Annotated in this window: 23 protein-coding genes and 1 pseudogene; 16 read left to right on the plus strand and 8 right to left on the minus strand. The window is 72.5% G+C overall.

Annotated elements, in window-relative coordinates:
* Window positions 1–127 precede the first annotated feature (127 nt).
* The 5 genes and pseudogenes from IOD16_RS22630 to IOD16_RS22650 all read left to right on the plus strand — a co-directional run bounded on the left by IOD16_RS22630 (window position 128) and on the right by IOD16_RS22650 (window position 5876).
* Complete coding sequence (locus IOD16_RS22630; RefSeq protein ID WP_201436033.1) at window positions 128–1435, plus strand: enolase C-terminal domain-like protein; 1308 nt, start codon at window positions 128–130, stop codon at window positions 1433–1435.
* Complete coding sequence (locus tag IOD16_RS22635; protein ID WP_201436034.1) at window positions 1432–2229, plus strand: SDR family NAD(P)-dependent oxidoreductase; 798 nt, start codon at window positions 1432–1434, stop codon at window positions 2227–2229. The genes IOD16_RS22630 and IOD16_RS22635 overlap by 4 nt, the downstream gene beginning before the upstream one ends.
* Window positions 2230–2239: 10 nt before the next feature.
* Window positions 2240–3298: a sugar ABC transporter substrate-binding protein gene (locus IOD16_RS22640; RefSeq protein WP_201436035.1), complete on the plus strand. Its 1059-nt coding sequence runs from the start codon at window positions 2240–2242 to the stop codon at window positions 3296–3298.
* Between the two features lie 20 nt (window positions 3299–3318).
* Window positions 3319–4825 (plus strand): annotated as a pseudogene (locus IOD16_RS22645) (sugar ABC transporter ATP-binding protein).
* Window positions 4818–5876, plus strand: a complete 1059-nt coding sequence (locus IOD16_RS22650; protein ID WP_201436036.1) for an ABC transporter permease — start codon at window positions 4818–4820, stop codon at window positions 5874–5876. Before IOD16_RS22645 ends, IOD16_RS22650 begins: the two are co-directional and overlap by 8 nt.
* A 510-nt stretch (window positions 5877–6386) precedes the next feature.
* Here IOD16_RS22650 and IOD16_RS41550 read toward each other — a convergent pair.
* Entirely contained in the window at window positions 6387–6737 is a 351-nt protein-coding gene (locus tag IOD16_RS41550) for a hypothetical protein (protein WP_201436037.1), read from the minus strand.
* A 109-nt stretch (window positions 6738–6846) separates the two neighbouring features.
* Between IOD16_RS41550 and IOD16_RS22660 the strand changes: the two genes are divergently transcribed.
* The 4 genes from IOD16_RS22660 to IOD16_RS22675 all read left to right on the plus strand — a co-directional run bounded on the left by IOD16_RS22660 (window position 6847) and on the right by IOD16_RS22675 (window position 9850).
* A complete protein-coding gene (locus tag IOD16_RS22660; protein WP_201436038.1) occupies window positions 6847–7338 on the plus strand; it encodes a DUF5980 family protein in 492 nt (163 codons plus the stop codon).
* Between the two features lie 213 nt (window positions 7339–7551).
* Window positions 7552–8262 carry a ThuA domain-containing protein gene (locus tag IOD16_RS22665; protein WP_236594289.1) on the plus strand — a complete coding sequence of 237 codons (711 nt, stop codon included), beginning with the start codon at window positions 7552–7554 and terminating at the stop codon, window positions 8260–8262.
* Window positions 8232–9338, plus strand: a complete 1107-nt coding sequence (locus tag IOD16_RS22670; protein ID WP_201436039.1) for a Gfo/Idh/MocA family protein — start codon at window positions 8232–8234, stop codon at window positions 9336–9338. The genes IOD16_RS22665 and IOD16_RS22670 overlap by 31 nt, the downstream gene beginning before the upstream one ends.
* A 74-nt stretch (window positions 9339–9412) precedes the next feature.
* The gene (locus tag IOD16_RS22675; protein ID WP_201436040.1) at window positions 9413–9850 is read left to right on the plus strand and encodes a DinB family protein; all 438 of its coding nucleotides are present in this window, start codon (window positions 9413–9415) and stop codon (window positions 9848–9850) included.
* A gap of 53 nt (window positions 9851–9903) precedes the next feature.
* Here the strand turns inward: IOD16_RS22675 and IOD16_RS22680 are convergent, their stop codons facing one another.
* The 7 genes from IOD16_RS22680 to IOD16_RS22710 all read right to left on the minus strand — a co-directional run bounded on the left by IOD16_RS22680 (window position 9904) and on the right by IOD16_RS22710 (window position 17025).
* Window positions 9904–10389, minus strand: coding sequence for a hypothetical protein (locus IOD16_RS22680; RefSeq protein WP_201436041.1), 486 nt, complete (start codon window positions 10387–10389; stop codon window positions 9904–9906).
* A 112-nt stretch (window positions 10390–10501) separates the two neighbouring features.
* Complete coding sequence (locus IOD16_RS22685; protein ID WP_201436042.1) at window positions 10502–10906, minus strand: hypothetical protein; 405 nt, start codon at window positions 10904–10906, stop codon at window positions 10502–10504.
* A gap of 19 nt (window positions 10907–10925) precedes the next feature.
* Window positions 10926–12440 (minus strand): S8 family serine peptidase, encoded by a 1515-nt coding sequence (locus IOD16_RS22690; RefSeq protein ID WP_201436043.1) that lies wholly within the window; start codon window positions 12438–12440, stop codon window positions 10926–10928.
* A gap of 137 nt (window positions 12441–12577) precedes the next feature.
* Window positions 12578–13273, minus strand: a complete 696-nt coding sequence (locus tag IOD16_RS22695) for a hypothetical protein (protein ID WP_201436044.1) — start codon at window positions 13271–13273, stop codon at window positions 12578–12580.
* Window positions 13274–13585: 312 nt separating this feature from the next.
* Complete coding sequence (locus IOD16_RS22700; RefSeq protein ID WP_201436045.1) at window positions 13586–14653, minus strand: sporulation protein; 1068 nt, start codon at window positions 14651–14653, stop codon at window positions 13586–13588.
* 27 nt (window positions 14654–14680) lie between these two features.
* Window positions 14681–15727, minus strand: coding sequence for a hemolysin family protein (locus IOD16_RS22705; RefSeq protein WP_201436046.1), 1047 nt, complete (start codon window positions 15725–15727; stop codon window positions 14681–14683).
* On the minus strand, window positions 15724–17025 hold the full coding sequence (locus IOD16_RS22710; RefSeq protein WP_236595211.1) for a hemolysin family protein: 1302 nt from the start codon (window positions 17023–17025) through the stop codon (window positions 15724–15726). Before IOD16_RS22710 ends, IOD16_RS22705 begins: the two co-directional genes overlap by 4 nt.
* Window positions 17026–17193: 168 nt before the next feature.
* Here IOD16_RS22710 and IOD16_RS22715 point away from each other — a divergent pair, with 168 nt between their 5' ends.
* From IOD16_RS22715 to IOD16_RS22745, 7 genes are all read left to right on the plus strand, one after another.
* Window positions 17194–17592 carry a helix-turn-helix domain-containing protein gene (locus IOD16_RS22715; protein ID WP_123747090.1) on the plus strand — a complete coding sequence of 133 codons (399 nt, stop codon included), beginning with the start codon at window positions 17194–17196 and terminating at the stop codon, window positions 17590–17592.
* 61 nt (window positions 17593–17653) lie between these two features.
* Complete coding sequence (locus tag IOD16_RS22720) at window positions 17654–18397, plus strand: transporter substrate-binding domain-containing protein (RefSeq protein ID WP_201436048.1); 744 nt, start codon at window positions 17654–17656, stop codon at window positions 18395–18397.
* Between the two features lies 1 nt (window position 18398).
* Entirely contained in the window at window positions 18399–19352 is a 954-nt protein-coding gene (locus tag IOD16_RS22725) for a cation diffusion facilitator family transporter (RefSeq protein WP_201436049.1), read from the plus strand.
* A 120-nt stretch (window positions 19353–19472) separates the two neighbouring features.
* Complete coding sequence (locus tag IOD16_RS22730; protein WP_170185352.1) at window positions 19473–19799, plus strand: DUF3040 domain-containing protein; 327 nt, start codon at window positions 19473–19475, stop codon at window positions 19797–19799.
* A 446-nt stretch (window positions 19800–20245) separates the two neighbouring features.
* Entirely contained in the window at window positions 20246–21169 is a 924-nt protein-coding gene (locus IOD16_RS22735; protein WP_236594290.1) for a hypothetical protein, read from the plus strand.
* Window positions 21159–22820 (plus strand): polyprenyl synthetase family protein, encoded by a 1662-nt coding sequence (locus tag IOD16_RS22740; protein ID WP_201436051.1) that lies wholly within the window; start codon window positions 21159–21161, stop codon window positions 22818–22820. The genes IOD16_RS22735 and IOD16_RS22740 overlap by 11 nt, the downstream gene beginning before the upstream one ends.
* On the plus strand, window positions 22817–25561 hold the full coding sequence (locus IOD16_RS22745; RefSeq protein WP_201436052.1) for a lectin-like domain-containing protein: 2745 nt from the start codon (window positions 22817–22819) through the stop codon (window positions 25559–25561). Before IOD16_RS22740 ends, IOD16_RS22745 begins: the two co-directional genes overlap by 4 nt.
* Window positions 25562–25711 lie beyond the last annotated feature (150 nt).

Below are 25711 nucleotides of genomic sequence, written 5' to 3' on the forward strand. Positions count from 1 at the left end.
GGATTTACGACCTTTTCTCACCCGAATCTGGCTGCTCGACCTGGACATCGCCCCGACGAAGTCCTATAAATCCATCCCATGTCCAGGATCGATTCGTCGCACCTCTGAACCGGGAGTGCCGGGCACGATGACTGAGCTGATCACCGCCGTCGACGCGGTCGACGTGCGGTTCCCGACCTCGCTCGACCTCGACGGCTCCGACGCCATGAACCCCGAGCCCGACTACTCCGCCGCCTACGTCACCATCCGGACCAGCGGGGGCGGGGAGGGGCACGGGCTGGCGTTCACCGTGGGACGGGGCAACGACGTCGAGGTCGCCGCCGTGCGCGCCTTGGCGCCGCTGGTCGTCGGCCTGCCGGTGGACGAGGTCCTCGGCGACCTGGGCGCGTTCTCCCGCCGGCTGACCGGTGACAGCCAGCTGCGCTGGCTCGGCCCGGAGAAGGGCGCCATCCACATGGCCGCCGCCGCCGTCGTCAACGCCGTCTGGGACCTGTACGGGCGTCGCGAGCGCAAGCCGGTGTGGCAGCTGCTCTCGGAGTCGTCCCCGGAACAGCTCGTGGACCTGGTGGACTTCCGCTACCTGGAGGACGCCCTCACGCGTGACGAGGCGTTGGACATCCTCCGCCGCGCCGAACCCGGTCGCGCCGAACGGACGGCGCACCTGCGGAGGCACGGCTACCCGGCCTACACGACGACCCCCGGCTGGCTCGGGTACGACGACGAGAAGCTCGTGCGGCTGTCGCAGGAGGCCGTCGCCGACGGGTTCACCCAGATCAAGCTCAAGGTCGGGGCCGACCTCGCCGACGACGTGCGCCGGCTGCGGCTGGCCCGGGAGGCCGTCGGACCGGACATCAGGATCGCCGTGGACGCCAACCAGGCGTGGGGCGTGCGGCAGGCGATCGACTGGATGACCGCGCTGCTGCCCCACGACCCGTACTGGATCGAAGAACCCACGTCACCCGACGACATCCTCGGCCACGCCGCCATCCGCCGGGCGCTGACCCCGGTGAAGGTCGCCACCGGCGAGCACACCCACAACCAGGTGATGTTCAAGCAACTGCTCCAGGCCGGCTCCCTCGACGTCCTGCAACTCGACGCCAGCCGCACCGCCGGCGTCACCGAGAACGTCGCCGTCCTGCTGCTGGCCGCCAAGTTCGGCGTCCCCGTCTGCCCGCACGCGGGCGGCGTCGGGCTGTGCGAGATGGTCCAGCACCTGGCGATGTTCGACTACGTGGCCGTCAGCGGCACGACGGAGGACCGCGTCATCGAGTACGTCGACCACCTGCACGAGCACTTCACCGACCCGGTGCGGATCCGCCGCGGCCACTACCTCCCCCCGACCGCGCCCGGCATCAGCGCCGAACTGCACGCCGCGTCCATCGCCGCCCACCGCTTCCCCGACGGGCCCGTCTGGAACAGGCAGGCCACCGCGTGAGCGCGCCCGAACTCGCCGGCCTCGCCGCCGTGGTCACCGGTGGCGCCTCCGGCATCGGACTGGCCACCGCGCTGCTGCTGGCCTCCCGCGGCGCCCGCGTCGCGTGCCTCGACCTCGCGCCGGAAGGCCTGCCGGAGCCGCTCGTCGGCATCCGGGCCGACGTGGCCGACGACGCCACCGTGCGGGCGGCCGTCGACCAGGCCGCGCAACGGCTCGGCGGCATCGACATCCTGGTCAACAACGCCGGCATCGGCGCCCAGGGCACCATCGAGGACAACCCGGACGACGAGTGGCGGCGGGTCTTCGACGTCAACGTCTTCGGCATCGTGCGCACCACCCGTGCCGCGTTGCCGCACCTGCGCCGGTCCCACCACGCGGCGATCGTCAACACCTGCTCCATCGCCGCGACCGCCGGCCTGCCCGACCGCGCCCTGTACTCCGCCACCAAGGGCGCGGTGCTCTCCCTCACCCGCGCGACCGCCGCCGACCTCGTCGCCGCCGGCATCCGCGTCAACTGCGTCAACCCGGGCACCGCCGACACCCCCTGGATCGGCCGCCTGCTCGACCGCGCCGCCGACCCCGAGGCCGAGCGCGCCGCGCTCAACGCCCGCCAACCCACGGGACGGCTCGTGACCGCCGACGAGGTGGCCGCCGCCATCGCCTACCTGGCGAGCCCGCTCGCCGGCTCCACCACCGGCGCCGACCTCGCCGTCGACGGCGGCATGAGCGGTCTGCGCACCCGTCCCCGGACCCCGACCCCCGACCCCGGCTCCCCGCACCACACCGCGCGCTAGGAGAACCGCCGTGCCGACCACATCCCGCGCCGCCGTCGCCGTCGTCGCCGCCCTCACCGCCGCGCTGAGCGCCTGCGGCGCCCAGGACTCCGGGCAGTCCGGTTCGGGCGGACCGGTGGTCGGCGTCGACTACCCGCGGTCCGACACCGACTTCTGGAACTCCTACATCAAGTACAGCCCGGAGTTCGCGAAGGAGCTCGGGCTCGAGCTCAAGACCACCAACTCCCAGAACGACGTCGCCAAGCTCACCGCCAACGCCCAGACCTTCATCAGCCAGGGCGTCAAGGGCGTCGCGATGGCGCCGCAGGACACCGCGGCCATCGCACCCACGCTGGAGCAGCTGGCGGCGAAGAAGATCCCGGTCGTCACGGTGGACACCCGCCCCGACACCGGCGACGTCTTCATGGTGGTCCGGGCCGACAACCGCGCCTACGGCGAGAAGGCCTGCCGCTTCCTCGGCGCGAAGCTCGGCGGCAAGGGCAAGGTCGTGATGCTGCAGGGCGACCTGGCCTCGATCAACGGCCGCGACCGCACCGAGGCGTTCAACGACTGCATGAAGGCCCACTACCCCGACATCACGGTGTTCGGCGAGGCCACGAACTGGGACGGCGCGGTCGCCGCGCAGAAGCTCCAGACCGACCTCACCGCCCACCCGGACATCAAGGGCGTCTACATGCAGTCCAGCTTCGCGCTCGCCGGCACGCTCCAGGTGCTCAAGCAGAAGGACCTGCTGGTCGGGCCGGACGACCCCGAGCACGTGTTCGTCGTCTCCAACGACGGCATCCCGGAGGAGCTGACGAGCATCGCCGAGGGCCGGATCGACGCCACCGTCTCCCAACCGGCCGACCTCTACGCCAAGTACGCCCTGCACTACCTCAAGGCCGCGATCGACGGCAAGACGTTCGCGCCCGGCAAGACCGACCACGACAGCACCATCATCCAGGTCCGCGAAGGCCTCCTGGAGGACCAGCTCTCCGCTCCCCTGGTCACCGCCGACGGCGGCACCTACGACGGCGTCCCCAGCCTCAAGAGCGACGACCAGTCGTTGTGGGGCAACAAGCTCGGCTGACCGGAAGGGCGGCACGCGAGATGGCTGCGACTGCGCCCGTCGCCGAGGCGACGGGGATGACGAAGCGGTTCGGGTCCACGGTGGCCCTGCACGAGGCGTCGATCAGGATCGAGGCCGGCCAGACCCACGCCCTGGTCGGGCGCAACGGGGCGGGCAAGTCGACCCTGGTGTCCATCCTCACCGGGCTCCAGCCGCCGGACGAGGGCGAGGTGAGGTTCGACGGCGAGCCCGCGCCCCGGCTCGCCGACCGGGACGCCTGGCGGCAGCGGGTGGCGTGCGTCTACCAGAAGTCCACGATCATCCCCGAGCTGACCGTCGCCGAGAACCTGTTCCTCAACCGGCACGGCCGCGGTCGCGGCGGGCTGATCAGCTGGCGGACGGTCCACAGCAGGGCACGCGAGCTGCTGGACACCTGGTCGGTCGACGTGGACGTGCGCACGCCCGCCAAGGAGCTGGGCGTCGAGCAGCGGCAGTTCGTGGAGATCGCCAGGGCGCTGTCGTTCGGCGCGCGGTTCATCATCCTGGACGAGCCGACCGCCCAGCTCGACGCCGCGGCCATCACCCGGCTGTTCGCCCGGATCGGCGACCTCCAGCGCCAGGGCGTCACGTTCCTGTTCATCAGCCACCACCTCCAGGAGATCTACGAGATCTGCGACACGGTGACGGTCTTCCGCGACGCCAGGCACATCCTCACCGCCGCGGTCGACGAACTGCCCCGGGCCGAGCTGGTCGCCGCCATGACCGGCGAGGCCGCGGCGGAGGCGGGCGGTCGACGCCGAGGACCGGCGGCGGACGCCGCCGACGTGCTGGAGGTGGACGACGCCTCCCTGCCCGGGGTGTACGAGAACGTGTCGTTCCGCGTCCGGGCCGGTGAGATCGTCGGTCTCGCGGGCGCGGCGAGCAGCGGTCGCATCGAGATCGCGGAGACCGTCGTCGGGTTGCGGGCGGCCGGGCGCGGCACCGTGGAGATCGCCGGTTCCCGGCCGCGGCCGGGCAGCGTGCCCGCGGCGCTGAGAGCCGGGGCGGGGTTCGTCCCGCAGGACCGGCACCACCAGGGACTCGTGCCGGAGATGTCCATCGCGGACAACGGGACGCTGACCATCCCGGAACGGCTCGGGCCCGCCGGGTTCATCGACGGTCGCCGCCGCGACGACCTCGCCGCGGCCATGATCGAGAAGCTGGCGATCAAGACGCCGGGACCGGAGCTGCCGGTCTCCGGTCTCTCCGGCGGCAACCAGCAGAAGGTGGTCATGGCCCGCGCCCTGGCGGGCGACCCGGAGCTGCTGGTGCTGATCAACCCGACCGCCGGCGTGGACGTGCGGGTCCAAGGAGTTCCTCCTCGGCAAGGTCGAGGAGGTCGCCGACGCGGGCGCCGGCGTGCTCATCGCCTCCGACGAGCTCGACGACCTGCGCCTGTGCGACCGGGTCCTGGTGGTGTTCCAGGGCCGCGTGGTCGCCGAGACGACCAGCGGCTGGCACGACCACCAGCTCGTGGCCGCGATGGAAGGAGTGGACCTCGATGCCTGAGACCACGACCGCGGCCGCGGTCACCGACGACGGCTCGACGGGCGACCCGGTCGGGAAGCGCCCGGCCGGCGGGCGCGCCGGCGGGCGGCGGATCGCCTTCGCCCGCCTGCGGGACCTTGCGCTCATCCCCGCCATCATCGTGATCGCGGTCGTCGGCCAACTGGTCAGCCCGGTGTTCCTCCAGGCCGACAACCTGATCAACATCCTGCAGACCATGTCCGAGATCGCGGTGCTGGTGCTGGCCCAGACCCTCGTGCTGGTCGTCAAGAAGATGGACCTCTCCCTGGAGTCCACCGTCGGGCTCGCGCCGGGGATCGCCGCCTGGCTCACCGTGCCCGTCGGCACCGGCCACGGGCTGGGCCTGGTGCCCGGCGGCTGGTCGGTCCCGATCACGCTGGCCGTCGGCGTGCTGATCGGCGTGGTGAACGCGTTGTTCATCATCCGGTTCGGGCTGCACGGCTTCATCGTGACCCTGGGCATGCTGATCGTGCTGCGCGGCATCCTCACCGGCATCTCCGGCGGCCAGACCTTCTTCCGCCTCCCCGAGTCGATGCTCTACCTCGGCACCGCGCAGTGGTTCGGCGTCCCCGCGTCGGTGTGGCTGTGCCTCGTCCTGTTCGCCATCGGCGTCGTGGTCCTCGGCTTCACCAGCTTCGGCCGGTCCCTCTACGCCATCGGCGGCAACGTCGACGCGGCCAAGGCCGCCGGCATCCGCACCGACCGGGTGCTGTGGACCGTCATCGTCACCGCGAGCCTGCTCGCCGCCCTCGGCGGCCTGCTGCTCTCCGGGCGGCTGGCCTCGGTCGCCTCCGCGCAGGGCAACGGCTACATCTTCACCGTCTTCGCCGCCGCCGTCATCGGCGGCATCAGCCTCAACGGCGGCAAGGGCACGGTGTTCGGCGCCTTCACCGGCATCCTGCTCCTGTTCATGATCCAGAACGTGCTCACCCTCGGCGGGGTCCCGGCGCAGTGGATCGGCGCGCTCAACGGCGCCATCATCCTCATCGCCCTGGCCCTGTCCCGCGTCACCGGGGGCAAGGCCCAGGAATAGCTCCGCAGGTGTGCGGTTTTGCGGTCACCCGGCCCGCGAACCGCCACCGGGGTCGATCCGGTGATGCCGCAGTCGCAGGTGCCGGGGTACCGGCTGCTCGATCCGGTGGGCCGTGGCGGGTTCACCGTGGTGTACCGGACCGTGCAGGTGAGCGTGGACCGCGAGGTCGCGGTCAAGATCGACAGGACTGGCCGACTTCGGGCGCGCCGCGCCGGCCGAGCCGGGTCGGGAGTCCTCGGCGAGCCTGACCGCGTTGACGCCTGCCTACGCGGCCCCGGAGGCGTTCCGGCAGGAAGCGCCCACCGAGCGGGTCGACATCTACGCGCTGGGCGCCACCCTCTACGGCGCCGACCAGCGTCGCACCGGACGGGACGACCACCGCCGACGCGGCCGGGCTGCGGGCGTTCGTCGGCGGACTGGCCGTCGGCGCGGCGACGACCTCGGCCACGGCCGCCGCAGCGGAACGCGGGGTGGCGCCGGTGGGCTTCGTCCGGCGCGAGCCCACCTGCGTCAACTGACACCGTCCACAAGGCACAGCCGCCCGGCGGCACGACCTACCGCCTCGGCCTGGCCACACCCGGCCGCGCCCCGTGCCGCGTCCTCCGTGCGCGACCGGTCGTGCGACCCCGCAGTTCCGCGGCGACCGGCTGGCAACGACAGGGTGATCCAGGCCGATCGCGGGTCAGGCCGCGTGATCGTTGGAACCTGGTGATCGGCCGGTGGCCGCCGAGCCGACGGCGCGGCAGCCCTTCTCTTGTCCACCAGCAGTGTCATGACGTGGGCCGTGGCCGCTCCCGCCGACACCGGCTCCGTCACCTGGGTTCGACCGGACGTGCCGGTCCGTCCGAACCGGACGGTCACGGGGGCGCCGATCGAAATTGCCCGAAAGGGCAGGGAGTTTCAGCGGACTCTGAGATCCGGTCGGTACGGTCGGCCGAGGCGTCTTCCGCACCAGTTCAGGAGGAATTCGGTGACATCGACTTCTCGGATCGTCAGATCGGCGCTCGCCCTCGTCGCGGTGCTGCTGCTCCCCCTGGTCGGACCGCTCGGCGTCGCGTCGGCGGAGACGACCGCGCAAGATCAGACCTGGCAGCTGGAGAAGTGGGACCGCCCGCAGCGGATGTGCGTCCAGCACGGCACGGACGACCGGGTCCACCAGTCCTACTTCATCTTCGCGGTGACCGGTGACTGGTCCACGGACCTGGACTACGGGATGCGCGACCTGCCGCCCGGTTGGACCTCCACGGAGAGCGTCCTCCCGCCGGGTTCCAACCACCCCGACCCGGACGACGGCGGGGTCACGATCAACGGGTGGCTGCTCGTCGGCGGTCCGGTGTCGGTGCCGATGGGCGTGTACGACGCGCAGATCCGGGTGTCGGACGGCACGGTGACCGAGAGCACCCCGGTCGAGATCGTCGTCACCACCGCGTCCTGGCTCGACTGCATGCAAGCACGGGGGTGAGCGCCGGGCCGTGACCCCCGGCCCGGATCGGGAGGTGACGTCCGTTCGTCGGAACGAGCGTCACCTCCCCCGCCGGACCGCCTCCCGCGCAACAAGGTGTCGACATCCGGGAGGGGGTGACGGATACGATCAAGACGGGTGGACGGGGGCCGGCACCGGCCTCGCCCGCCCGGGATGTCGTGGCCGTCGAAGAGCAGTTCCCGGGGGGTGGGCGTGAGGCAGCCGAAAGCATTGGTGGTCCGCGGCGGGTGGGAGGGTCACCGGCCGGTCGAGGCGACCGACTCGTTCCTCCCGTTCCTGGAGCGCGGCGGCTACGCCGTGCGGGTCGAGGACTCGACCGAGGTGTACGCCGACGCCGCCGAGATGGCCGACACGGACCTGATCGTGCAGTGCGTGACGATGTCGCAGATCACCGCCGAGGAGGTGGCCGGGCTGCGCGCGGCGGTCGAGGCGGGCACCGGCTTCACCGGCTGGCACGGCGGCATCGCCGACTCGTTCCGCGCCTCGTCGGACTACCTGCACCTGGTGGGCGGCCAGTTCGCGACGCACCCCGGCAAGCGGCCGGACGAGCGCGCGGGCGGACCGGAGGACAACTACCTGCCGCACTCGGTGACCATCACCGCCCTCGGCCGCGAGCACCCGATCACCGCGGGCATCGAGGACTTCGAGCTGGTCACCGAGCAGTACTGGGTGCTGCACGACGGCCTGAACGACGTGTTGGCCACCACGACCCACCCGGCCGAGGAGTGGCAGCCGTGGCAGCGGCCCGTCACCTGCCCGGCGATCTGGACCCGCCAGTGGGGCGCCGGGCGGATCGTCGTGACGACCCCGGGGCACAGCCTCGACGTGCTGGAGCACCCCGACGTCCGCACCGTCATCGAGAGGGGAATGCTGTGGGCGACCCGCACCGCGTCGGCGTCGTAGGTCTCGGGGTCATCTCCCGCGCCTACCTCGACACGCTCGCCGACCACCCCGCGGTGCGCATCACCGCGGTCGCCGACCTCGACGACGCCCGCTCGGCCGCCGTCGCCGCCGGACTCCCGGGAGCCTCGGCGGTGAGCGTGGAGCGCCTGGTCGACGGGCCCGACGTCGACACCGTGCTCAACCTCACCACCCCGGCGGCGCACGCGGAGATCGCGCTGCGCGCCGTCGACGCGGGCAAGAACGTGTTCGGCGAGAAGCCCTTGGCCGTCACGTTCGAGGAGGGCCGCACCATCGTCGACCGGGCCGCCGCGGCCGGTGTGCTGGTGGGCTGCGCACCCGACACCGTGCTCGGCACGGGCACGCAGACCGCGCGCGCGGCGATCGACCGCGGGCTCATCGGCCGGCCGCTGTCGGCGTCGGCGGTGATGGTCACGCCGGGACACGAGCGCTGGCACCCCAACCCCGACTTCTACTACGCGCCCGGTGGCGGTCCCCTGCTGGACATGGGTCCGTACTACATCGCCGCGCTCGTCCACCTGCTCGGCCCCGTGCGCGCGGTGATCGGCGCGGCGGCCCGGCTGCGCGACGAGCGCGTCATCGGGTCCGGACCCCGGGCTGGTCAGCGGATCCCGGTCGAGGTCGCCAGCCACGTCTCCGGCGTGCTCGAACACGCCGGCGGCGCGCTGTCCACCATCACCACGAGCTTCGACGGCGTGGCCACCACCGCCGTGCCGATCGAGGTGCACGGCGAGACCGGCACCCTCGCCGTCCCGGACCCCAACCACTTCGACGGCGTGACCCGCCTCTTCCCGCTGGGCGGGGCCGAGTGGCAGGCGCTGACCCCGGACGCCGGCTACGCCGGGGCCGGCCGCGGCATCGGACTGCTCGACCTCGTCGCGGCCGGCGGCCGTCGACCGCCGCGCGCGGGCGGGGACCTCGCGCTGCACGTGCTGGAGACGATAACCGCCGTGCTCCGCTCCGCCGGGGAAGGGCGGAGGATCGACCTCACGACCACCGTCGAACGCCCGTCACCGGTCCCGTTCACGCCCGCGCAGGAGTGGACCACCGCCCGCTGACACGCCGGGACGGGCGATGGCGTGGCCGCCTCCGCCCGCGCAGGAGCAGTTGCCCGGCCGGGCACGATCACCGTGTGCCCGAGGACCACCTCTGGGAACCCGCCGGGGTGGTGTGGACGATCCGGGACGGGACGCCGGACTGGGCCGAGACCGAGCCCGACCCGGTGCCCGTGCCGACCATCGCCTGGGTGTCCTGGCACCTGGGCTGGTGGTGGTCGGTCGCGATCGACCACGCCCTCGGTCGCGCCCCGCGCCACCGCACGGAGATCCGGTGGCCCGGACCGGACCGGGTGGTGGACTGGCTGCGCGGTCTGCGCGACGAGTGGGTCGGGCTGCTGCCGACGTTGGACCTGTCCGCGCCGTCCACCTTCCCGTGGCCGGACAGCACGGTCGGGCACTCGGTGGCGTGGGTGAACGCCGAGTTGATGAAGAACGTGAGCGAGATCGGGCAGCTGCGCCTGCTCAGGGCAGCCGCGTCGACGAACCCGCAGGTCGACGGCCGCCCGGGTTGAGCCCGAGCCCTCGCGCGACGAAGCCCTTCGGGGTCGCCGAAGGGCTTCGTCGCTCAGGTCCCACCGCCTCGCGGTGGGTCCAGTGGTCCTACCGGGTCTCGTCGACCCCCGCCGTCGACAGCGCGGCGCCGCAGTCGGGCCGGTAGACCATCCGGTTGGCGCAGCTCGCGAGGTTCCAGGTCGTCGCGAGGAACGACCCGGCCAGCGTGTTCCTTGTAGCACATGACGTCGGCGTCGTCGTCGCAGTGACCGGCCCCCGAGGTGTCGGGCGTGTTCGGGAGCACCGCGCCCATCGAGTGGCCCTGCTCGTGCAGCAGGTAGGCGAAGGGGCACCGCCCGTGGACCACCACGATGCAGGGCGCGTTGTTGACGCTGTTCTCCACTCCCGGACGCGTGTCGCCGCTGCCGTAGGCGACACCGCCGCCGCAGCCGCCGTCACCCCAGTACACGACGTTGTCCTGACCGGTGATCCGCTGGCCGTGGCGCGCCACCTCCTGGTCGATCGCGCCGATGTCGCCGTTGTCGTGACTGCTGCGCATGACCCGGCGGGCCGGCCCCCGGAGTCGCAGGCGACGCGCAGCGACAGGTCACCGCCGTATTCCGCGGCGCGGTTCGAGACCACGGCGTTGGACTGGACCAAGTGCTGCCTCATCAGCGGGACCATCGTCGCCGACGCGTCGGGCGCCCGGCGGGGATCAGGTAGATCAGCTGGACGCGGTAGGAGTCGGTCGCGCAGTGGGGCGCGCGGGCGGCCGGGGTGGTGATCGCCGACGGGGTGATCTCGTCCCGGACGCCCTCGTGCTCGGACGTGGGCACGTCCAGGCCGTGGGTCACGTGATCACCGCTCGCGGTGCGCACCTCGAACAGGCCGTCACCCGTCTCGCACACGTCGGCCCCGAGCCCTTCTCGGGGTGCGAAGTCGTCCGCGTGGTGGCACTGCCCGGCGGCCGACGTCGACCGCGGTGGGACCGGAGCGCTCGCGGCCACCCCGCCGGGCAGGGCCGGCACCGATGCGACGACCGCGCCGGAGGCGATCATCGGGAGCGACTTCTCCATGAGGTCAGACCTCCGAGGATCACGACGACCGGGTGGGCAGGGCGGCGATCGCGGCACGCAGGTTCGGCAGGGGGCCGATGTTGCCGGTGCCGGGGTTGGCCTGCGGGGTCCCGGTCGACTTCAGGATGGCGCGCACCCGGTCGGGGGTGAGCGTGGTGCCGCGTTGCTTGGCGACGCTGGACAGGGAGGCCGCGGCCGCCGCCACGATCGGACCCGCGCTGGACGTCCCGCTGAACGAGGCCGTGTAGTAGGCGTTGGCGCCACCGCTGCTGTAAAGGTTCCCGTACCCGGTGCTCACCACGCAGTTGCCCCAGCCCTGGACGTCCACCCGGCTGCCGTAGGTGGAGAAGTTCAGCCGGGCGCGGGCGGTGCCGCAGCCGGGCGCGGAGCCGGCGCCCTCGATGATCGCGCCGGAGTCGGGCCTGCCGCGCGGGAACCTGCTGCCGAAGCACGGGTTGTCCAGGTTCATCGACCCGTTGCCCGCCGTCTCGACCACGGTGATGCCCGCGGACGTGGTGGCGACGATCGCGTCGTAGATCGCCGGGACCCACTCGGGGGCGACGTACCCGGTGCAGCCGGCCGGGCCGGAGGTCTGCTGCTCGATCAGCAGCACGTCGCCGGGCCGCAGCGAGCGGGCCAGGACGATGACCGAGTTGGCCACGTCCCAGCCGCGTTCGGCGTTGGCCGCGTTGGTGACGTGGATCGGCGAGTCGGGGACCAGCCCGGTCACACCGCCCGCGTTCGCGTCGCCGACCAGGATGCCCGCCACGGCGGTGCCGTGGTTGTTGTCGCCGAACGGGTCCTTCGCGGTGCCGTTGGCGACGAACGTGCCGGGGGCGCGCAACTTGGACAGGTCCTCGTGGGCGAAGTTCCAGGCGTACTCGACGTCGGCCACTCGCACGTTCGCGCCGGTGCCGCCGGGGACCGTCCGCGCGTAGTCGGCGTCGATCCCGCTGCCGGTGGCGGCGGAGCGGTAGCCCTGGCGCGCGGTGAAGTCCGGGGCGATCGGCGGGGAGACGGCGAGTGGTTCGGCGTAGGCGATCTCCACCTCGCGCAGCGCGTTGAGCGCGTCGATGACCGCCACCGGGTCGGCGCCCGGTCGCAGGTCCAGGCGGTACCACAGGGTGAGGTCGGCTTGCGCGCGACCCGAGCGGGCCGCCGCCTGGTCGGTGAACGTCCGCAGCGCCTCCTCCGGCGCCGTGAACAGCCGCCGCACCGCCGAGACCGCGCCGGATCGGAGCACCTCGCGGACCGCGCCGAGGTCCGTGCCCGGGGCCGACGTCAGCTCGGCGCCGCGTAACCGGACCCGGCTCCCTTCCGCGAACTTCACGTGCACGTGCTCACGGGAGTCGTTCGCCGTGAGGGTGGTCGACGCGGGTTTCTCCGCCGCCCGGTAGAGCTGGTCGGCCGCCGGCGCGCCGGACCCGGCGGCCTGGGCGGGTGTGCCGATCCCGAAGGAGAACGCCGACGCGAGGCAGACCGCCGCGGTGAGCGCTCGGTGTCGAAGACCTCTCGTTCGCCGGCTGTTGATCACGAGGACCTCTCGGTGGTGCGCAGGGATGAGGCGTGACCGGGGATGTGGTTCCCCGTACGGCTTGCGGGCGCGCGGGGTCGCCGGTCCCCGCGGTCGCGGGGACCGGGCCTCGCCGCTTGGCGCCCGGTGGTCCCGGGTCAGTACAGGAAGCTGCCGTACGGGCCGTTCAGGATGCCGTTCTTCTGGCTCTGGGTGAAGTGCGTGTTCGGGTAGTCGTAGAAGGACGCCGACATCGGGGTGCCGTCGGTGTAGGAGGAGTCGGGCAGGCCGAACGCGTGCCCCAGCTCGTGCACCATGCCGCCGTACCACCGGTTCATCGGGCCGTTGACGCCCGCCGCGCCGTCCGCGTCGTGACCGGACAGGATCACCCAACCGCCGCCGCCACCGCCGCCCGCGCCGGGGCCTTCCGCGCGGATCTCGCCGACGTTGAGCCAGCGCCGGTCCGGCGCGCCGAGGCCGAGCCGGCGCATCAGCTCCTGCTGCATGTTGAACACCGTCCACCAGTACCGCTCGGGCCCGTTGGGCGTGTTCTCGTACCAGCTGCGCACCCGCTCGCCCCGGATCACCTCGACCGCCGGGCTGTTCAGCCGGAACGTCTTGCCCAGTTCCTGCTTGTAGTAGCGCTGTGCCTCGACCATCACCCGGGTGATGCCGTCCGCGTAGCGCTGGTCGGGCGCGACGTCGGACGGGACCAGCAGGTGCACCCGCACGGTCCCGGTCGGCGGGGCCATCGCCGCCGGGCCGTCCACCGCCTGTGCCGCGCCCGGCCACGTCGCGGAGCCGGCGAGCAGGGCCGCCAGCACCGGCATGACAACTCTGGCGAAACGCGTCATCGAATCCTCACATCCTCGCTCGGAAACGGTCTGTCCGCAGGCGGCGGAGGACGCACCGTCCACACAGGACGGATAGACTCGCCGACCGGCCCGTCGCCGGTGGTGAGAGCGCCACTCAGCACTGTGGCAGCCGAAAATCGTTTCGGCAATGGCGCGGGGCCGGATCCACAGTGGATGCCCGTCGCGACGCCGGCGGCCGACCCGTCCACCGCGGGAACGCGCAGGTGGAGACCTGTCCGGGACGCACGAAGGCCGTGGCACCTCGCGGTGCCACGGCCTGGTGGTCGTGCGGTCAAGCGGTCGGCGGAGCGGTCACTCCTCGAACGCCATGTCCTCGCCGCCGTCGTCCTCGAAGACCTCTTCCACGACCTCGCCGAGCACCATGCCGCCGACCACACCGGCCGCGACGCCGCCGACGACCGCGCCCATGCCCGGACCGCGACGGCCGTGGTGGTGGTCGTCGTCGTAGTGACCGCCGTGGTGCCCGTACCCGGGCTGACCGTAACCCGGCTGGCCGTAACCGGGCTGGCCGTAACCCGGCTGACCGTAGCCGGGCTGGCCGTAACCGGGCTGACCGTAGCCGGGCTGGCCGCCGAACGCGGAATGGCCGCCGCGCTGGGAGATCTGCGCCATCCACTGGTTGATCGCGCCGGCCCAGTCGGTGTTCAGCGCGTCCTGGTGCGTCACGTGGAAGCGGCCGAACGCGTCCGAGCCGGAGGAGAACATGCCACCGCGCTTGTCGGCCTCCAGCACCACGACCAGCTCGTGCGGGTTGGTGACGAAGGTCAGCTCGACCTGGTTGACCCGCCCCGCGAACTGGCCGGGCGGGTAGAACTCGATCTCCTGGTAGAAGCCGAGCTCCTGCCGGACGCCGTGGATGCGCCCCGCCTCGACGTCCGCGCTGCGGAACTGGAAGCCGAGCTGCCCGAACGCGTCGAGCACCCGGTCCTGGGACGGCAGCGGGCCGACGAGCAGCGGGTCGAGGTCGCCCTTGTCGGGCGCGCCGGAGATCACCAGCTCGGTGCGCACGCCGACGGTCATGCCGGGCAGGGGCTGCCCGCCGACGGCGGTAATCGGGGTCTCCCACGGCACGGGGAGCTGGAACGGCACCGCCATCGGCTGCCCGGCCGGGACGCGCACGCCCTGCGCGACCACCACGCGCAGGAACTCCGACACGCCGGCGAACTCGTGGTCGCCGTGCTCGACCTCGACGCGCGTCACCAGCGACAGCACGATCTGGTCGATGTTGGCGTCGTTGCTGCCGCCCTGGATGCGGACCTGACCGGTGACGACCTGGCCGGGGGTGGCGTGAGGCGAGTCGAGGACGGTGTCGACGGACGGTCCGCCGACGCCGAACGCGCTGAGCATCCGTTTGAACATCGGGTTCATTCCTCCGGGAGGGTGTGTTCAGGTGGTGCGGAGCAGGGTGTCGGTCTCGTCCTCGAAGTCGCCGATCAGCTCTTCGAGGAGGTCTTCCAGGGCCGCGATGCCGATCACGCCGCCCTCCGCGTCGGACACCAGCGCCAGCTGGGCCCGGTCGGCGCGCATCGCGGTGACCGCGCTCGCGACCGGCATGGCGGCGGGCAGCGTCACCGTGGTGTTCATCAGCTCGCGGGCGGTCGTCCGGCGGCCAGCGGCGGTGGCGCGGACCGCTTCGCGGATGTGCACCAGGCCGAGGAACCGGCCGTGCACGTCCATCACCGGGAACCGGGAGCGCCCGGACTCGCGGCTGCGGCGTTCGACGGCCAGCGGGCTGCTGTGCTCGGAGACGCTCAGCGTGTCCTCGATCGGCACCATGACCTGGGCGACGGTGGTGTTCTGCAACTGCAGCATCCTGGTGAGCAGCCGCTGCTGGCCCTCGGGGATCAGGCCGTGCTCGGCGGACTGCCGGACCAGCATCCGCAGGTCGTCCGGCCGGTGCGCCTGCGCCAGCTCGTCCTGCGGTTCGACCTTGCCGAGGCGCAGCAACGCGTTCGTGGTGCGGTTCAGTCCACTGAGGACCCAGCGCACCGAGTGCGCGAACGCGCGGAACGGCAACGCCAACAGCACGGCCGAGCGCTCGGGGTGCGAGATCGCCCACGACTTCGGGGCCATCTCGCCCACGACCATGTGCAGGAACACCACCAGCACCAGGCTGACCGTGAACGCGACCGCGTACGACACACCGGAGGGCAGCCCGGTGGCCAGCAGCAGCGGGTCGATCAGGTCGGCCACGGCCGGTTTGGCCAGCGCGCCCAACCCGAGCGTGCACAGCGTGATGCCGAGCTGCGCGCCGGCGAGCATGAGGGACAGCTCGCGAATCCCGGCCACGGCCGCGCGGGCGGCGCGGCTGGTCTCGGCGTCCTGCTCCAGGCGGTGCCTCTTGGCGGCGATGAGCGCGAACTCGGCGGCCACGAAGAACGCGTTGGCCACCAGCAGCACCAGGGAGATCAGCAACGACCAGGTGGTGCTCATCGGGCGTCCTCCCGCTGCGCGGTCCGGTCGATGGTCGGGGTGGCCAGCACGAGGCTGGCGGGCACGTTGCGGGCCACGGCGGTCACCCGCAGGGACACGCCGTCGACCTCGATCTCGTCGTCCACCCGGGCGGTGCGGCCCAGGCGGGTCAGCACCAGGCCGGAGACGGTGTCGTAGCTGTCGTGGCGCGGCAGGTCGACGCCGGTCGCGTCGGCGATCTCGTCCACCCTCATCCGGCCCGGCACCCGCCACGCGCCGTCACCCAGCGGTTCGATGCCGGCCTCGTCCAGGTCGTCCTCGTCCCGGATCTCCCCGACCAGCTCCTCGGCCAGGTCCTCCAGCGAGACGACCCCGGCGAAGCCGCCGAACTCGTCCACCACGCACGCCAGCTGCCTGCGCTCGGCGCGCAGCCGCTCCAGCACGCCGGGCAGCGGCAGGGTCGTGGGCACCACCAGCGCGGGCGAGGCGACGGCGCCGATCGGCGTGTCCGCCCGCCGCTCCGGGTCCACGGTCAGCACCTCGGCCAACCCGACCACCCCGCGCAGGTCGTCCAGGTCCGCGCCGAACACGGGGAACCGGGAGTGACCGGTGTCCAGCAGCTCGACCACCCGCGCGACGGGCTCGTCGGCGCGCACGGAGTGCACCAGCACCCGCGGGGTCATGGCCTGCTCGGCGGCCAGCTCGCGGAAGCCCAGGCCGCGTTCCAGCAGGTGCGACAGCTCCGGATCGAGGTGACCTTCGCTGCTCGCGTCGCCGATGATCTGCTTGAGGTCCTCCGGGGTCGCGCCCTGGGGCAGCTCCTCGACCGGCTCGATGCCGACCGCGCGCAGCAGCCGGTTGGCGGCCGCGTCGAACAGGCGGATCACCGGGCCGGCGACCTTGAGGTAGACCAGCGTGGAGGCGCTCAACGCCTTGGCCAACGGCTCGGGCCGGGCGATGGCGAAGTTCTTGGGCAGCAGCTCGCCCAGCACCATCTGCACCACCGTGGCGACCACCAGCGCGACCACCATGGACAGCGACACCGACACGGCGGGCGACAGGCCGGTCAGCCCGACCAGGTCCGCGAGGCCGGTGCCGAGCAGCGGCTCGGCCACGTAACCGGCCAGCAGCGCGGTCACCGTGATGCCGAACTGGGCGCCGGAAAGCATGAACGACAACTTCTGCGTCACGCGCAGGGCCCGCTCGGCGGCCTTGTCGCCGCCCTCGGCCATCTGCCGCAACCGGCCCCGGTCCACCGCCATGTAGGCGAACTCCTGGGCCACGAAGTACCCCGTGGCCGCGGTGAGGGCCACGATCACGAGCAAGCCGGAAACGATCAGCACGGCACGCCCGCCGGAGAATCCATGATCAGCCGGGTCCCACCCGGCCTACTACTACAACCGTCTACGTCGGCGTCTTCAGGCATACTTCACGGTAGCACGTGAGGCTGTACGGTTCACGGTGAGCAACCGGAGGTGAGACCCGCAGTGACCGACGTCCTGCTCAAGATCGGCGAACTCGCCGCCCGAGCCCAGGTCAGCCCCCGCACCGTCGACTACTACACGAGCCTCGGCCTGCTGGCGCCGGCCAAGCGCACCGCGAGCAACTACCGCCTCTACGACCCCGCCGACGTCGACCGCATCCACCTCGTACAACGTCTCGAGGTCCAGGGAGTTCCCCTGGAGGAGATCGCCGCCGCGCTGCAGAGCCGGCACGCCGACGTCGGCCCGATCCTGGAACGCATCGACGAAGACCTGCGCACCCTCCAAGCCGCCGCCGAAACGGCCTCGCCCGAGGTCCAGGGCCTGCTGGCCGCGGTCGCCACCCGCGTCCACTCCCTGATCACCGTCGCCCTCCAGATCCCGCCCGACCTGCCCCTGCCCTGACCCCGACGACCGGCCGGCCGCCCGATGATTGGGAACCGGCCGTTCGGGCAACATCAACACCATGGCATCAGCTGCGGTCGCTCGACGGGCGTGGACACGGGTCGTGGCGGTGGCGCTGGTCGTGACGTCCGCCGCCGGTTGCCAGTGGCCGCGCGACGCGGACGGGACGCTGGACCGGGTGCGCGAGGGCACCATCCGGGTCGGGGTCGCGCACAACCCGCCGTGGACGGTCACCGGCGGCGACGCGGCGGACGGGCAGCCGCCGGAGGGCGTGGAAGCCGTGCTGGCGCAGCGCTTGGCGGACAGCCTGGGCGCCCGCGTGCAGTGGGTGCGCGGCAGCGAGGCCGAGCTCATGGCCTCGCTGGCCGAACGCGGCCTGGACCTCGTGGTCGGCGGGCTGGACGCCCGGTCGCCCTGGTCCCAGGACGTGGCCCTGACCACCGACTACCTCACCACCGACACGGTCGTCGCCGTGCCCGCCGGCTCGGCGACCGAGGTCGCCGGACAACGGGTGCTGGTGCGGGAGGGCAGCACCGACGCGGCCCTCCTGCCCGACCACGACGCCACCGCCGTCCCCGTCGCCGACCTCCCCGAACGTCCCGACGCCGCCGCGGTCGTGCCGGACTGGCTGGTGGACGCCATCGGGCTGACCGACACGGGCACCCACCTGTCCAGCCTCGACCACGTCATGGCCGTGCCGCCCGGCGAGAACGCCTGGCAGAGCACGGTCGAGCGGTTCCTGCTGGCGTTGGACGACGACGAGGTGCGGCGCCTGCTGCTCGACGACCACCGCGCGGGGGCGTGACATGGCCGCGGTCTACGACCACTACGAGCTGCCGCCCGAGAAGGCGGCGCTGCACCGCCGTGCCGTCCGCCTCGAGTGGTGGACGATCGCGTTCTTCGTCGTCGCGATCACCGCGCTCGCCGTGGTGCTCGGCCAGTCACAGGCCATGAAGGCGGCCTGGGTGGAGGACATCCTCGCCCTGGCGCCGCCCGTCGCGTTCCTGATCGCCAACCGCTACCGCAACCGGCCGCCCGACGCCGACCACCCCTACGGGCACCACCGCTCGGTGGCCATCGCGTTCCTGGCCTCCGCCCTGGCGCTGCTGGCGCTCGGGGGCTACATCCTGGTCGAGTCCGTGCTGCGACTCGTGCAGGGCGAACGCCCGCCGATCGGGTTGATCGAGGTGTTCGGCCACACCGTGTGGCTGGGCTGGCCGATGATCGCCGTCCTGCTGGCGACCATGGTTCCGGCGATCCTGCTCGGCCGCGCCAAGACGAAGCTCGCCGAGCAGCTGCACGACAAGGTCCTGCACGCCGACGCCGAGATGAACCGCGCCGACTGGCTCACCGCCGCGGCCGCCGTCCTCGGCATCCTGGGCATCGGCGCGGGGCTGTGGTGGGCCGACGCGGTCGCCGCGATCGTCATCTCCGCCGACATCGTCCGCGACGGCCTGCGCACCACCCGCGTCGCCGTCGCCGACCTCATGGACCGCCGACCCCGCACCGTGACCGACGACGAACCGCACCCCCTCCTCACCCGGCTCACCTCGCTCGCCCTCGACGAGCCCTGGGTCGAGGACGCGTGGATCCGGCTCCGCGAGGAAGGGCACGTCTTCGTCGGCGAGATGCTCGTCGTGCCCCGCCCCGGCACGGACGACCTGGTCGAGCGGCTCGAACGGCTGGGCCGGCTGCTGCGGGAGGCGGACTGGCGCATGCACGACATCGCGGTCGCGCCCGTTCTCGGGATCCAGCGGTGAGCCGCACGGCGGCGGCCGTCGCGGGCTCCCGGCCAGATGGGCAATCCGCGCTCTAGCGGGTGACCCCTCCCGAGGTGACACTGGAACCGGCACTTGACCCGGCACAGCGGAGGTGGCGAGGTGGCACTGCGGGACGACGAGAAGCGCGCCCTGGCGCAGATCCAGCGGCAGTTGGCCGATGACGATCCCCGGTTCGTCGCCCGGCTGAGCCGCAAGGGCTCACTGTTCCGCATCCCGCGGCGGGTGTTGTTCACCGCGGCGCTGCTCACCACCTACGCCGTCGGTCTGCTGGCGATCGTGATCGGGGTGACCCTGCCCTCGGCGCTGCTCGTCATCGTCGGCGCGCTGGTCACCGCCGGCTTCCCCACCGCGGTGGCGGTGCGGGCCTGGCGCGGTCGCCGGTTCCGGGAGGACGACGTCTTCGAGCTGCCCGACCGGGTGGAGTAGCCGGGTCGGCCGAACGTGGCGGACCGCCACGAATCGCGCCGGTTCGCGACAGCGAGCACGAGCCGCCGCCGCGCGCCGTATCGCACGGCGCGCCGGCGGCGGCCGCCGCAAACCCGCGGCAGTACACACACTCGGGTGACGTTCGACGGCGTGTCCTCACCGAAGCGGTGATGCGGGGCGCAGTCGTGGGACCGGGTGCCCTACCGTGGCCGCCATGGAGCCATTAACACCCTGACTTCCGCACGTCACCGCCGACGGATTCGCGACCGGCCCGAGGTTTCCCCGCCCGTGCGCGAGCGCTGTCGAGCTGAACCCGCCTGCGGCGGCATGGTCAGGAGTATCGGATGCTGGGCGTGCTCGGCCCTTTTCCCGAGTCGGAGTTGTGCCATCCGCTCGATCGCCAGTGGTTGCACTACGCGTTCCTGTCACCGAACGGTTCGCACGCGGTGATCTCGAACCTGTCGGTGCTCGGCGCGGAGCCGCCGGCGGACGGTTCGGCCACCCGCTGGGAGCCGCAGCGGATGGCCATCCTCCTGGTGTACGACCCCGTCCACGGGTGGTCGTCGACCCAGTTCAACGCGGACGCCCCCGATCCGGCGTGGTCGGCGTTCCGGCTGCCGCACCCGCACGCGACGCCCGGCCCGTTCGAGGTGGCGGCCGTGGCGGGCCGGCCCGCGGTCGACCTGCGGCTGTCGCGCACCAGCAGGCCGTGCACGTCCCAGTGCGCGCCGTTCGGGGACGACCAGTTCCTGCGCTGGCAGTCCGAACCGGGCGTGCGCGGCACGGGGACGCTCCGGTCGCCGCACGGCGACACCCGCTGCGAGCTGGTGGGCTACCACGAACGCGTCCGCGGGCGGTGGAGCTGGCCGGTGCTGGGCGGCTGGGTCTTCGGCTTCGCCAACGCGCCGTCCGACGACCCGGTGGCCCCGCCGCCGTGGTCGGTGGTGTTCACCCTCATCCAGCCGCGGTACCCGCGTGACGCCGCCAACGGCTCGGTGATGTTGTGGCGGGACGGCCGGATGATCCGGCACTTCCCCCGGCGACGACTGGAGGTCGCGGTGCACGGCGAGCTCGACCGCGACCGGGTGGTGCTGGTCCCGCCGCTGGCCGCCACCCTGGCCACGCCGCCCGCCCCGGTGGTGCCCCGCCGGTTGCTGATCACCGCGCGCCTGGGCGACGACCGGCTCGTGCTCGACTTCCGACCCACCACGGCCGCCCGGATCGCCAACCCGTCCGAGACCAGCCTGAGGCCGTTCAGCGTGCACGAACTGCTCGGCGCCTGCGCGATCGAAGGCGTCGTCTCCGGCCGCGCGTTCGGCTTCGAGACGCACGGCATCGTCGAGTTCGCCGGAGACGCCCATGACGACTGACACCGCCCCGTACACCGGCACGCGGCTGCTGACCGAGACCGTGACCGCCCTGTCGGAACGCGCGCCCGCCATCGTGGCCGCCGCTGCCGAGGAGCTGCGGGAGATCCGGCTGGGGCTGCACTTCCACGACGGCAGCCGGGCGACCCTGACCGCCCGCCACAGCCGCCTGCTGGTCGAACCCGACCTGGTCGGCGAACCGGACGTCGAGGTGGCCTTCGACGACCGGGCGATGAACCTGGTCTTCGACGCCCAGCGCCCGCCGGTGGAGCAGGTGTTGCCGCAGAGCCTGGACGTGCGCGGGCCCCGCGACCGCGTGCTGGCGGTGTGGCGCGCGTTCGTGCTGCTGTCCCAGCGCGCCTCAGGTCTGCGGTTCGTGCAGCAGCTGTGGCGCGACTACCGCGAACAGGCCCCCCGCCTGTGGGGTGCGACCACCGGCGGTTCGGCGCCGCGTTCCTCACCGCACGGCGACACGCCGACCGGCTGGCACGCCGTCGACTTCCTCGCCGACCGCCGGCCGCTCGACCCCGGCGAGCACTCGACCATCGGCGGCACCGTGAACGCCGCGCCCAGGCTGCTCTGGGACGGCCGCCGCAGCACCGGCTGGTGGGAGGTGAAGCCGGTCGACGACGCGGACCTGGTGGAGACCATGCGGGCCTGCCGCGCGCGGGCCAACCGGGAGATCGACCTGCTGCTGCCCGACCGGGAGCCGAAAGCGGACCTGTACGACCTGATGCGGTCCTACCCCACCCGCCAGGGCAAGGGCCTGCGCCCGACGCTGGTGTTCGCCGCCTGCGCGGCCTTCGGCGAGAAGCCCGAGAACGCGGTGCGGGCCGCCGCCGCGCTCGAGCTGTTCCACAACGGCTTCCTGGTGCACGACGACATCGCCGACGAGTCGACCCACCGCCGCGGCCTGCCCACGATGAACACCGAGTTCGGCAACGGGCTGGCGGTCAACACCGGCGACGGGCTCAACCTGCTCGCGGTGGACGCCGTGCTGGCCAACCTCGAAACGCTCGGGCTGGCCCGGACGCTGGGGCTCATCCAGGAAGTCATGCACATGTGCCGGGAGTCCATCGAGGGCCAGGCCATGGAGCTCGGGTGGATCCACCGCCGCGTGGTGCCGACCCGGGACGAGGACTACTTCACCATGAGCACCAAGAAGACCGGCTGGTACACGTGCATCACCCCGTGCCGGATGGGCGCGGTCTGCGCCGGGATCACCGACCCGGACGTGCTCGGCCGCTTCGACGAGGCGTTCCGGCTGATCGGGATCGCCTTCCAGATCCAGGACGACATCCTCAACCTCGTCGGCGACGAAGCGCTCTACGGCAAGGAAGCCCTCGGCGACCTGCTGGAGGGCAAGCGCACGGTGATGCTGATCCACCTGTTCCGCCACGCCGGCGGACGCGAGCGCGCACGGCTCGGTCAGCTGTTGCACCGGCGACGGGGCGACAAGTCCCAGGACAACGCCGACGAGATGCTCGCGGCCATGCGGAAGCACGGCTCCATCGAGTACGCCACCGACCTCGCCGACCGGCTGGCCGCCGAAGGCATCGCCCGGTTCGAGCGCGACCTCGCCATCATCCCGGAGAACGAAGGAAAAGCAGTGCTGCGACAGATCGCCCACTACGTCACCACCCGACCGCTGTGACCGGCGGCCTCGACGACTCCGCCCTGCGCGACGGCGACCGGGCCGCGATGCGCTCCCTGGGCCGGGTCGGCGTCCGGTTGCGCGGGGTGCTGTGCACCCTGGCCCGGCGCGGTGTCGCGGTCCGGCGGGACGACCCGCGGCGGGCCAGGCAGATCCTCGACGCCCTCGCGCCCTGGCCGTTCTACAAGGGCGGCCAGTTCCTGTTCGACCTGCTCGAGTGGGAGGACTTCATGATCGACGGCGAGCCGCCGCCGATCCTGTCCCGCGCGGAGCTCGGCGCCCTGCTGGACCTGCCGATGCGCTGGGTGGACACCGCGGTCGCCGCGGTCGACACCCACCTGCCGGGCCCGCTGCGGCACATCGGCGCGAACCCGCAGCTGCGGTGGGCGGTCGCCACCGCCCAGTCGACCCTGCGCGGGGTGGTGCGCGGGTTGACCGAGGTGCTCACCCCACCGCCGGGCACGCCCGATCCGGAGGGGGCCGACGACGAAGCCCTGCCACCCCTGGAAGGCGGTTTCCACCTCTACGAGGACGTCGTCCTCGGCCTGTTCGACCTCGTCGGCGGCCGGGTGCACCGCTCGGCCGAACCCGAACCCGAACCCGAAACCAAGCCCGAAACCAAGCCCGAAACCCCGTCCCCGTCACCGGAGGAGCCCGACCAGGAGCACGACGGCGAAGGAAGTGCCATGACCACCAGCCGACAGCCCGCGCCGACCGCGAGCACACCCTCCCCCCGGGTCTTCCCGATCGAGGAGACGTTCCGGGCCACCCGGGTCGCAGACCTCGCCCACGACTGGACGTTGCGCGGTGACGCCACCCTCGTGGGTGACGACGGCCTGCAACTGACACCCGCCGCGAACGACAAGGCCGGCACGGCGTTGCTGAACACCCCGTTCCCCTCCTCGGCCGGTGTCGCCATCGATTTCGACTTCTACTGCGCCGGTGGTGACGGCGACGGTTTCGCCGTCTACCTCATCGACGGCGCCCACGACACGGACGTGGGCGGCTACGGCGGTGGGCTCGGGTACGGCCCCGGCCCCGCGGGCGCGGGTGTCAGCAAGGGCTGGGTCGGCCTGGGCTTCGACCGGCACGGCAACTTCTCCACCACCTGGGGCGGGCCCACCACCGACAACGCGACCAAGCCGAACCGGATCGTGCTGCGCGGCTCCGGCGACCGCGCCGCCGGGTTCAACTTCATCACCGGCGCGCCCGCCCCCGGTGGCGTGACCGCGGTCTGGGCGGACCGGGCGCACGTCCAGGTGGTGATCGTCAACGCCGTGGTGACCGTGCGCGTGACCCGCGGCGACACGACCACCACCGTGTTCGACGGGGTCGACCTCAAGCTGGCCCAGGGCCAGGCGGCGATGCCGGAGACGTTCAAGCTCGGCCTGTCCGCGAGCACCGGCGCGGCGATCTCCCGGCACTGCGTGCGCAACCTCGTGGTGGCCCTGCCCGCCGCGATGCCGCTCACCGCCGACGGAGCGGCCGAGGCGCCGGCGGGCAGCCAGGTCGACTTCACGGTCACCGTCCGCAACGACGGCCCCAACGACGTGCCCGACGCCGTGGTGACCGGCACCCTCGACCCGGCGCTGCCGGACGTGGGCATCTCGGTCGCCCAGACCGGCGGCGGCGGCGCGGGCACGGTTCCGGGCAGCGCCGGTCTCGGGGTCTTCCAGCAGCCGCTCGACCTGCCGGTCGGCAGCACCGCCACGATCACCCTCACCGGCACCGTCGACCGGGAGACCACCGGCAAGGTCAGGTGCGCGGCGACGATCGAGTCACCCACGCGCAGCAACACCGCGCCGGACAAGTCGGATGCGCACGACACGCGGCTGACCGCGCACATCCCCAAGGACGACCTGCGGGTGTGCCAGCACGCGGCGGTGTCGGTCGCGCCGGGAGCCGAGGGGCACGTCGCCTTCAGCGTGGAGAACCCGGACGACAACCCCGTCGACCTGGCGAGCGCCGAGCTGGTGTTCGACGCGCCGACCGGGTTCGAGTGGACCGGCACGATCACGTTCACCTACTACAACGCCGGCGGCCAGAGCAAGGGCAGCGGGAAGGCGAAGCTCAAGCCCACCCTGGAGAACGGCGCCACCCGCCTGCGGCTGACCGGTCTGCAGAAGTTGCAGGCCACCAAGGGCTACGTGCTCACCTACGCCCTGGGCATCAGGGCGAAGGCGGACGCGCAGCCCGGCCGGCACACCGACGGCAAGGTCGTCCTCGGCGACTCCCGGCCGCTGCGGTTGACCGCCACCGTGCAGGGCGCCGCACAACCGCAGACGTTCACCAACGACGACCTCGCGCTGCCCGTCGTCCAACCGGCCCTGCTGGAGGTCAAGCAGGGCGAATCCGGGTTCATGGCGGTCACCGTCGGTTTCGAGAAGGCGGCCGGTCAGGACCTGAACAGCCTCGACCAGGTGTTCCGCGCCCCGTCCGGGTCCCGGTGGAACGGTTTCGTCTCGTACTCCTACTACAGCGGCGGCCAGACCACCCAGGGCAGTCACGGCGACGTCAAGCACCAGCTCACCGGGAACGGCGCGGTCCTGAAGATCACCGGCATGCCCGCGCTCAAGGTGTCCAAGGGCCTGTACCTGACCTACGTCCTCGGCCTCACCGCGGACGAGGACGCCGCGACCGGCCCGCACGACGACGGCAAGGCCGAGATCGGCGACGCCCGGCCGCTCGCCCTGCACACCCTCGTGATGGACAGGACCGAGCCCTCCCGCTGCAACCGCTGAGCAGGCGCTCCGCTCCGGTGCGGACCCGGCCCCGGGTCCGCACCCGGCACGATCGGCGACCGCTTCGCGGGCCGCGGTCACCGGGACGGGGTGTCCGGGCGACGAGTCGGATGACGCCCGTCGCGGAGGACCACCCGTGACGTGGTCCCG

It is taken from the genome of Saccharothrix sp. 6-C (genome assembly GCF_016695385.1).
Taxonomy (GTDB): domain Bacteria; phylum Actinomycetota; class Actinomycetes; order Mycobacteriales; family Pseudonocardiaceae; genus Actinosynnema; species Actinosynnema texasense.

What these genes read in the sequence shown, in the direction of transcription:
- IOD16_RS22705 (WP_201436046.1), bottom strand. Translation starts at nt 15,727, where the DNA reads ATGAGCACCACCTGGTCGTTGCTGATCTCCCTGGTGCTGCTGGTGGCC.
- IOD16_RS22630 (WP_201436033.1), top strand. Translation starts at nt 128, where the DNA reads ATGACTGAGCTGATCACCGCCGTCGACGCGGTCGACGTGCGGTTCCCG.
- IOD16_RS22700 (WP_201436045.1), bottom strand. Translation starts at nt 14,653, where the DNA reads ATGTTCAAACGGATGCTCAGCGCGTTCGGCGTCGGCGGACCGTCCGTC.
- IOD16_RS22725 (WP_201436049.1), top strand. Translation starts at nt 18,399, where the DNA reads ATGGCCGCGGTCTACGACCACTACGAGCTGCCGCCCGAGAAGGCGGCG.
- IOD16_RS22685 (WP_201436042.1), bottom strand. Translation starts at nt 10,906, where the DNA reads ATGGAGAAGTCGCTCCCGATGATCGCCTCCGGCGCGGTCGTCGCATCG.
- IOD16_RS22695 (WP_201436044.1), bottom strand. Translation starts at nt 13,273, where the DNA reads ATGACGCGTTTCGCCAGAGTTGTCATGCCGGTGCTGGCGGCCCTGCTC.
- IOD16_RS22650 (WP_201436036.1), top strand. Translation starts at nt 4,818, where the DNA reads ATGCCTGAGACCACGACCGCGGCCGCGGTCACCGACGACGGCTCGACG.
- IOD16_RS22720 (WP_201436048.1), top strand. Translation starts at nt 17,654, where the DNA reads ATGGCATCAGCTGCGGTCGCTCGACGGGCGTGGACACGGGTCGTGGCG.
- IOD16_RS22740 (WP_201436051.1), top strand. Translation starts at nt 21,159, where the DNA reads ATGACGACTGACACCGCCCCGTACACCGGCACGCGGCTGCTGACCGAG.
- IOD16_RS22680 (WP_201436041.1), bottom strand. Translation starts at nt 10,389, where the DNA reads ATGCGCAGCAGTCACGACAACGGCGACATCGGCGCGATCGACCAGGAG.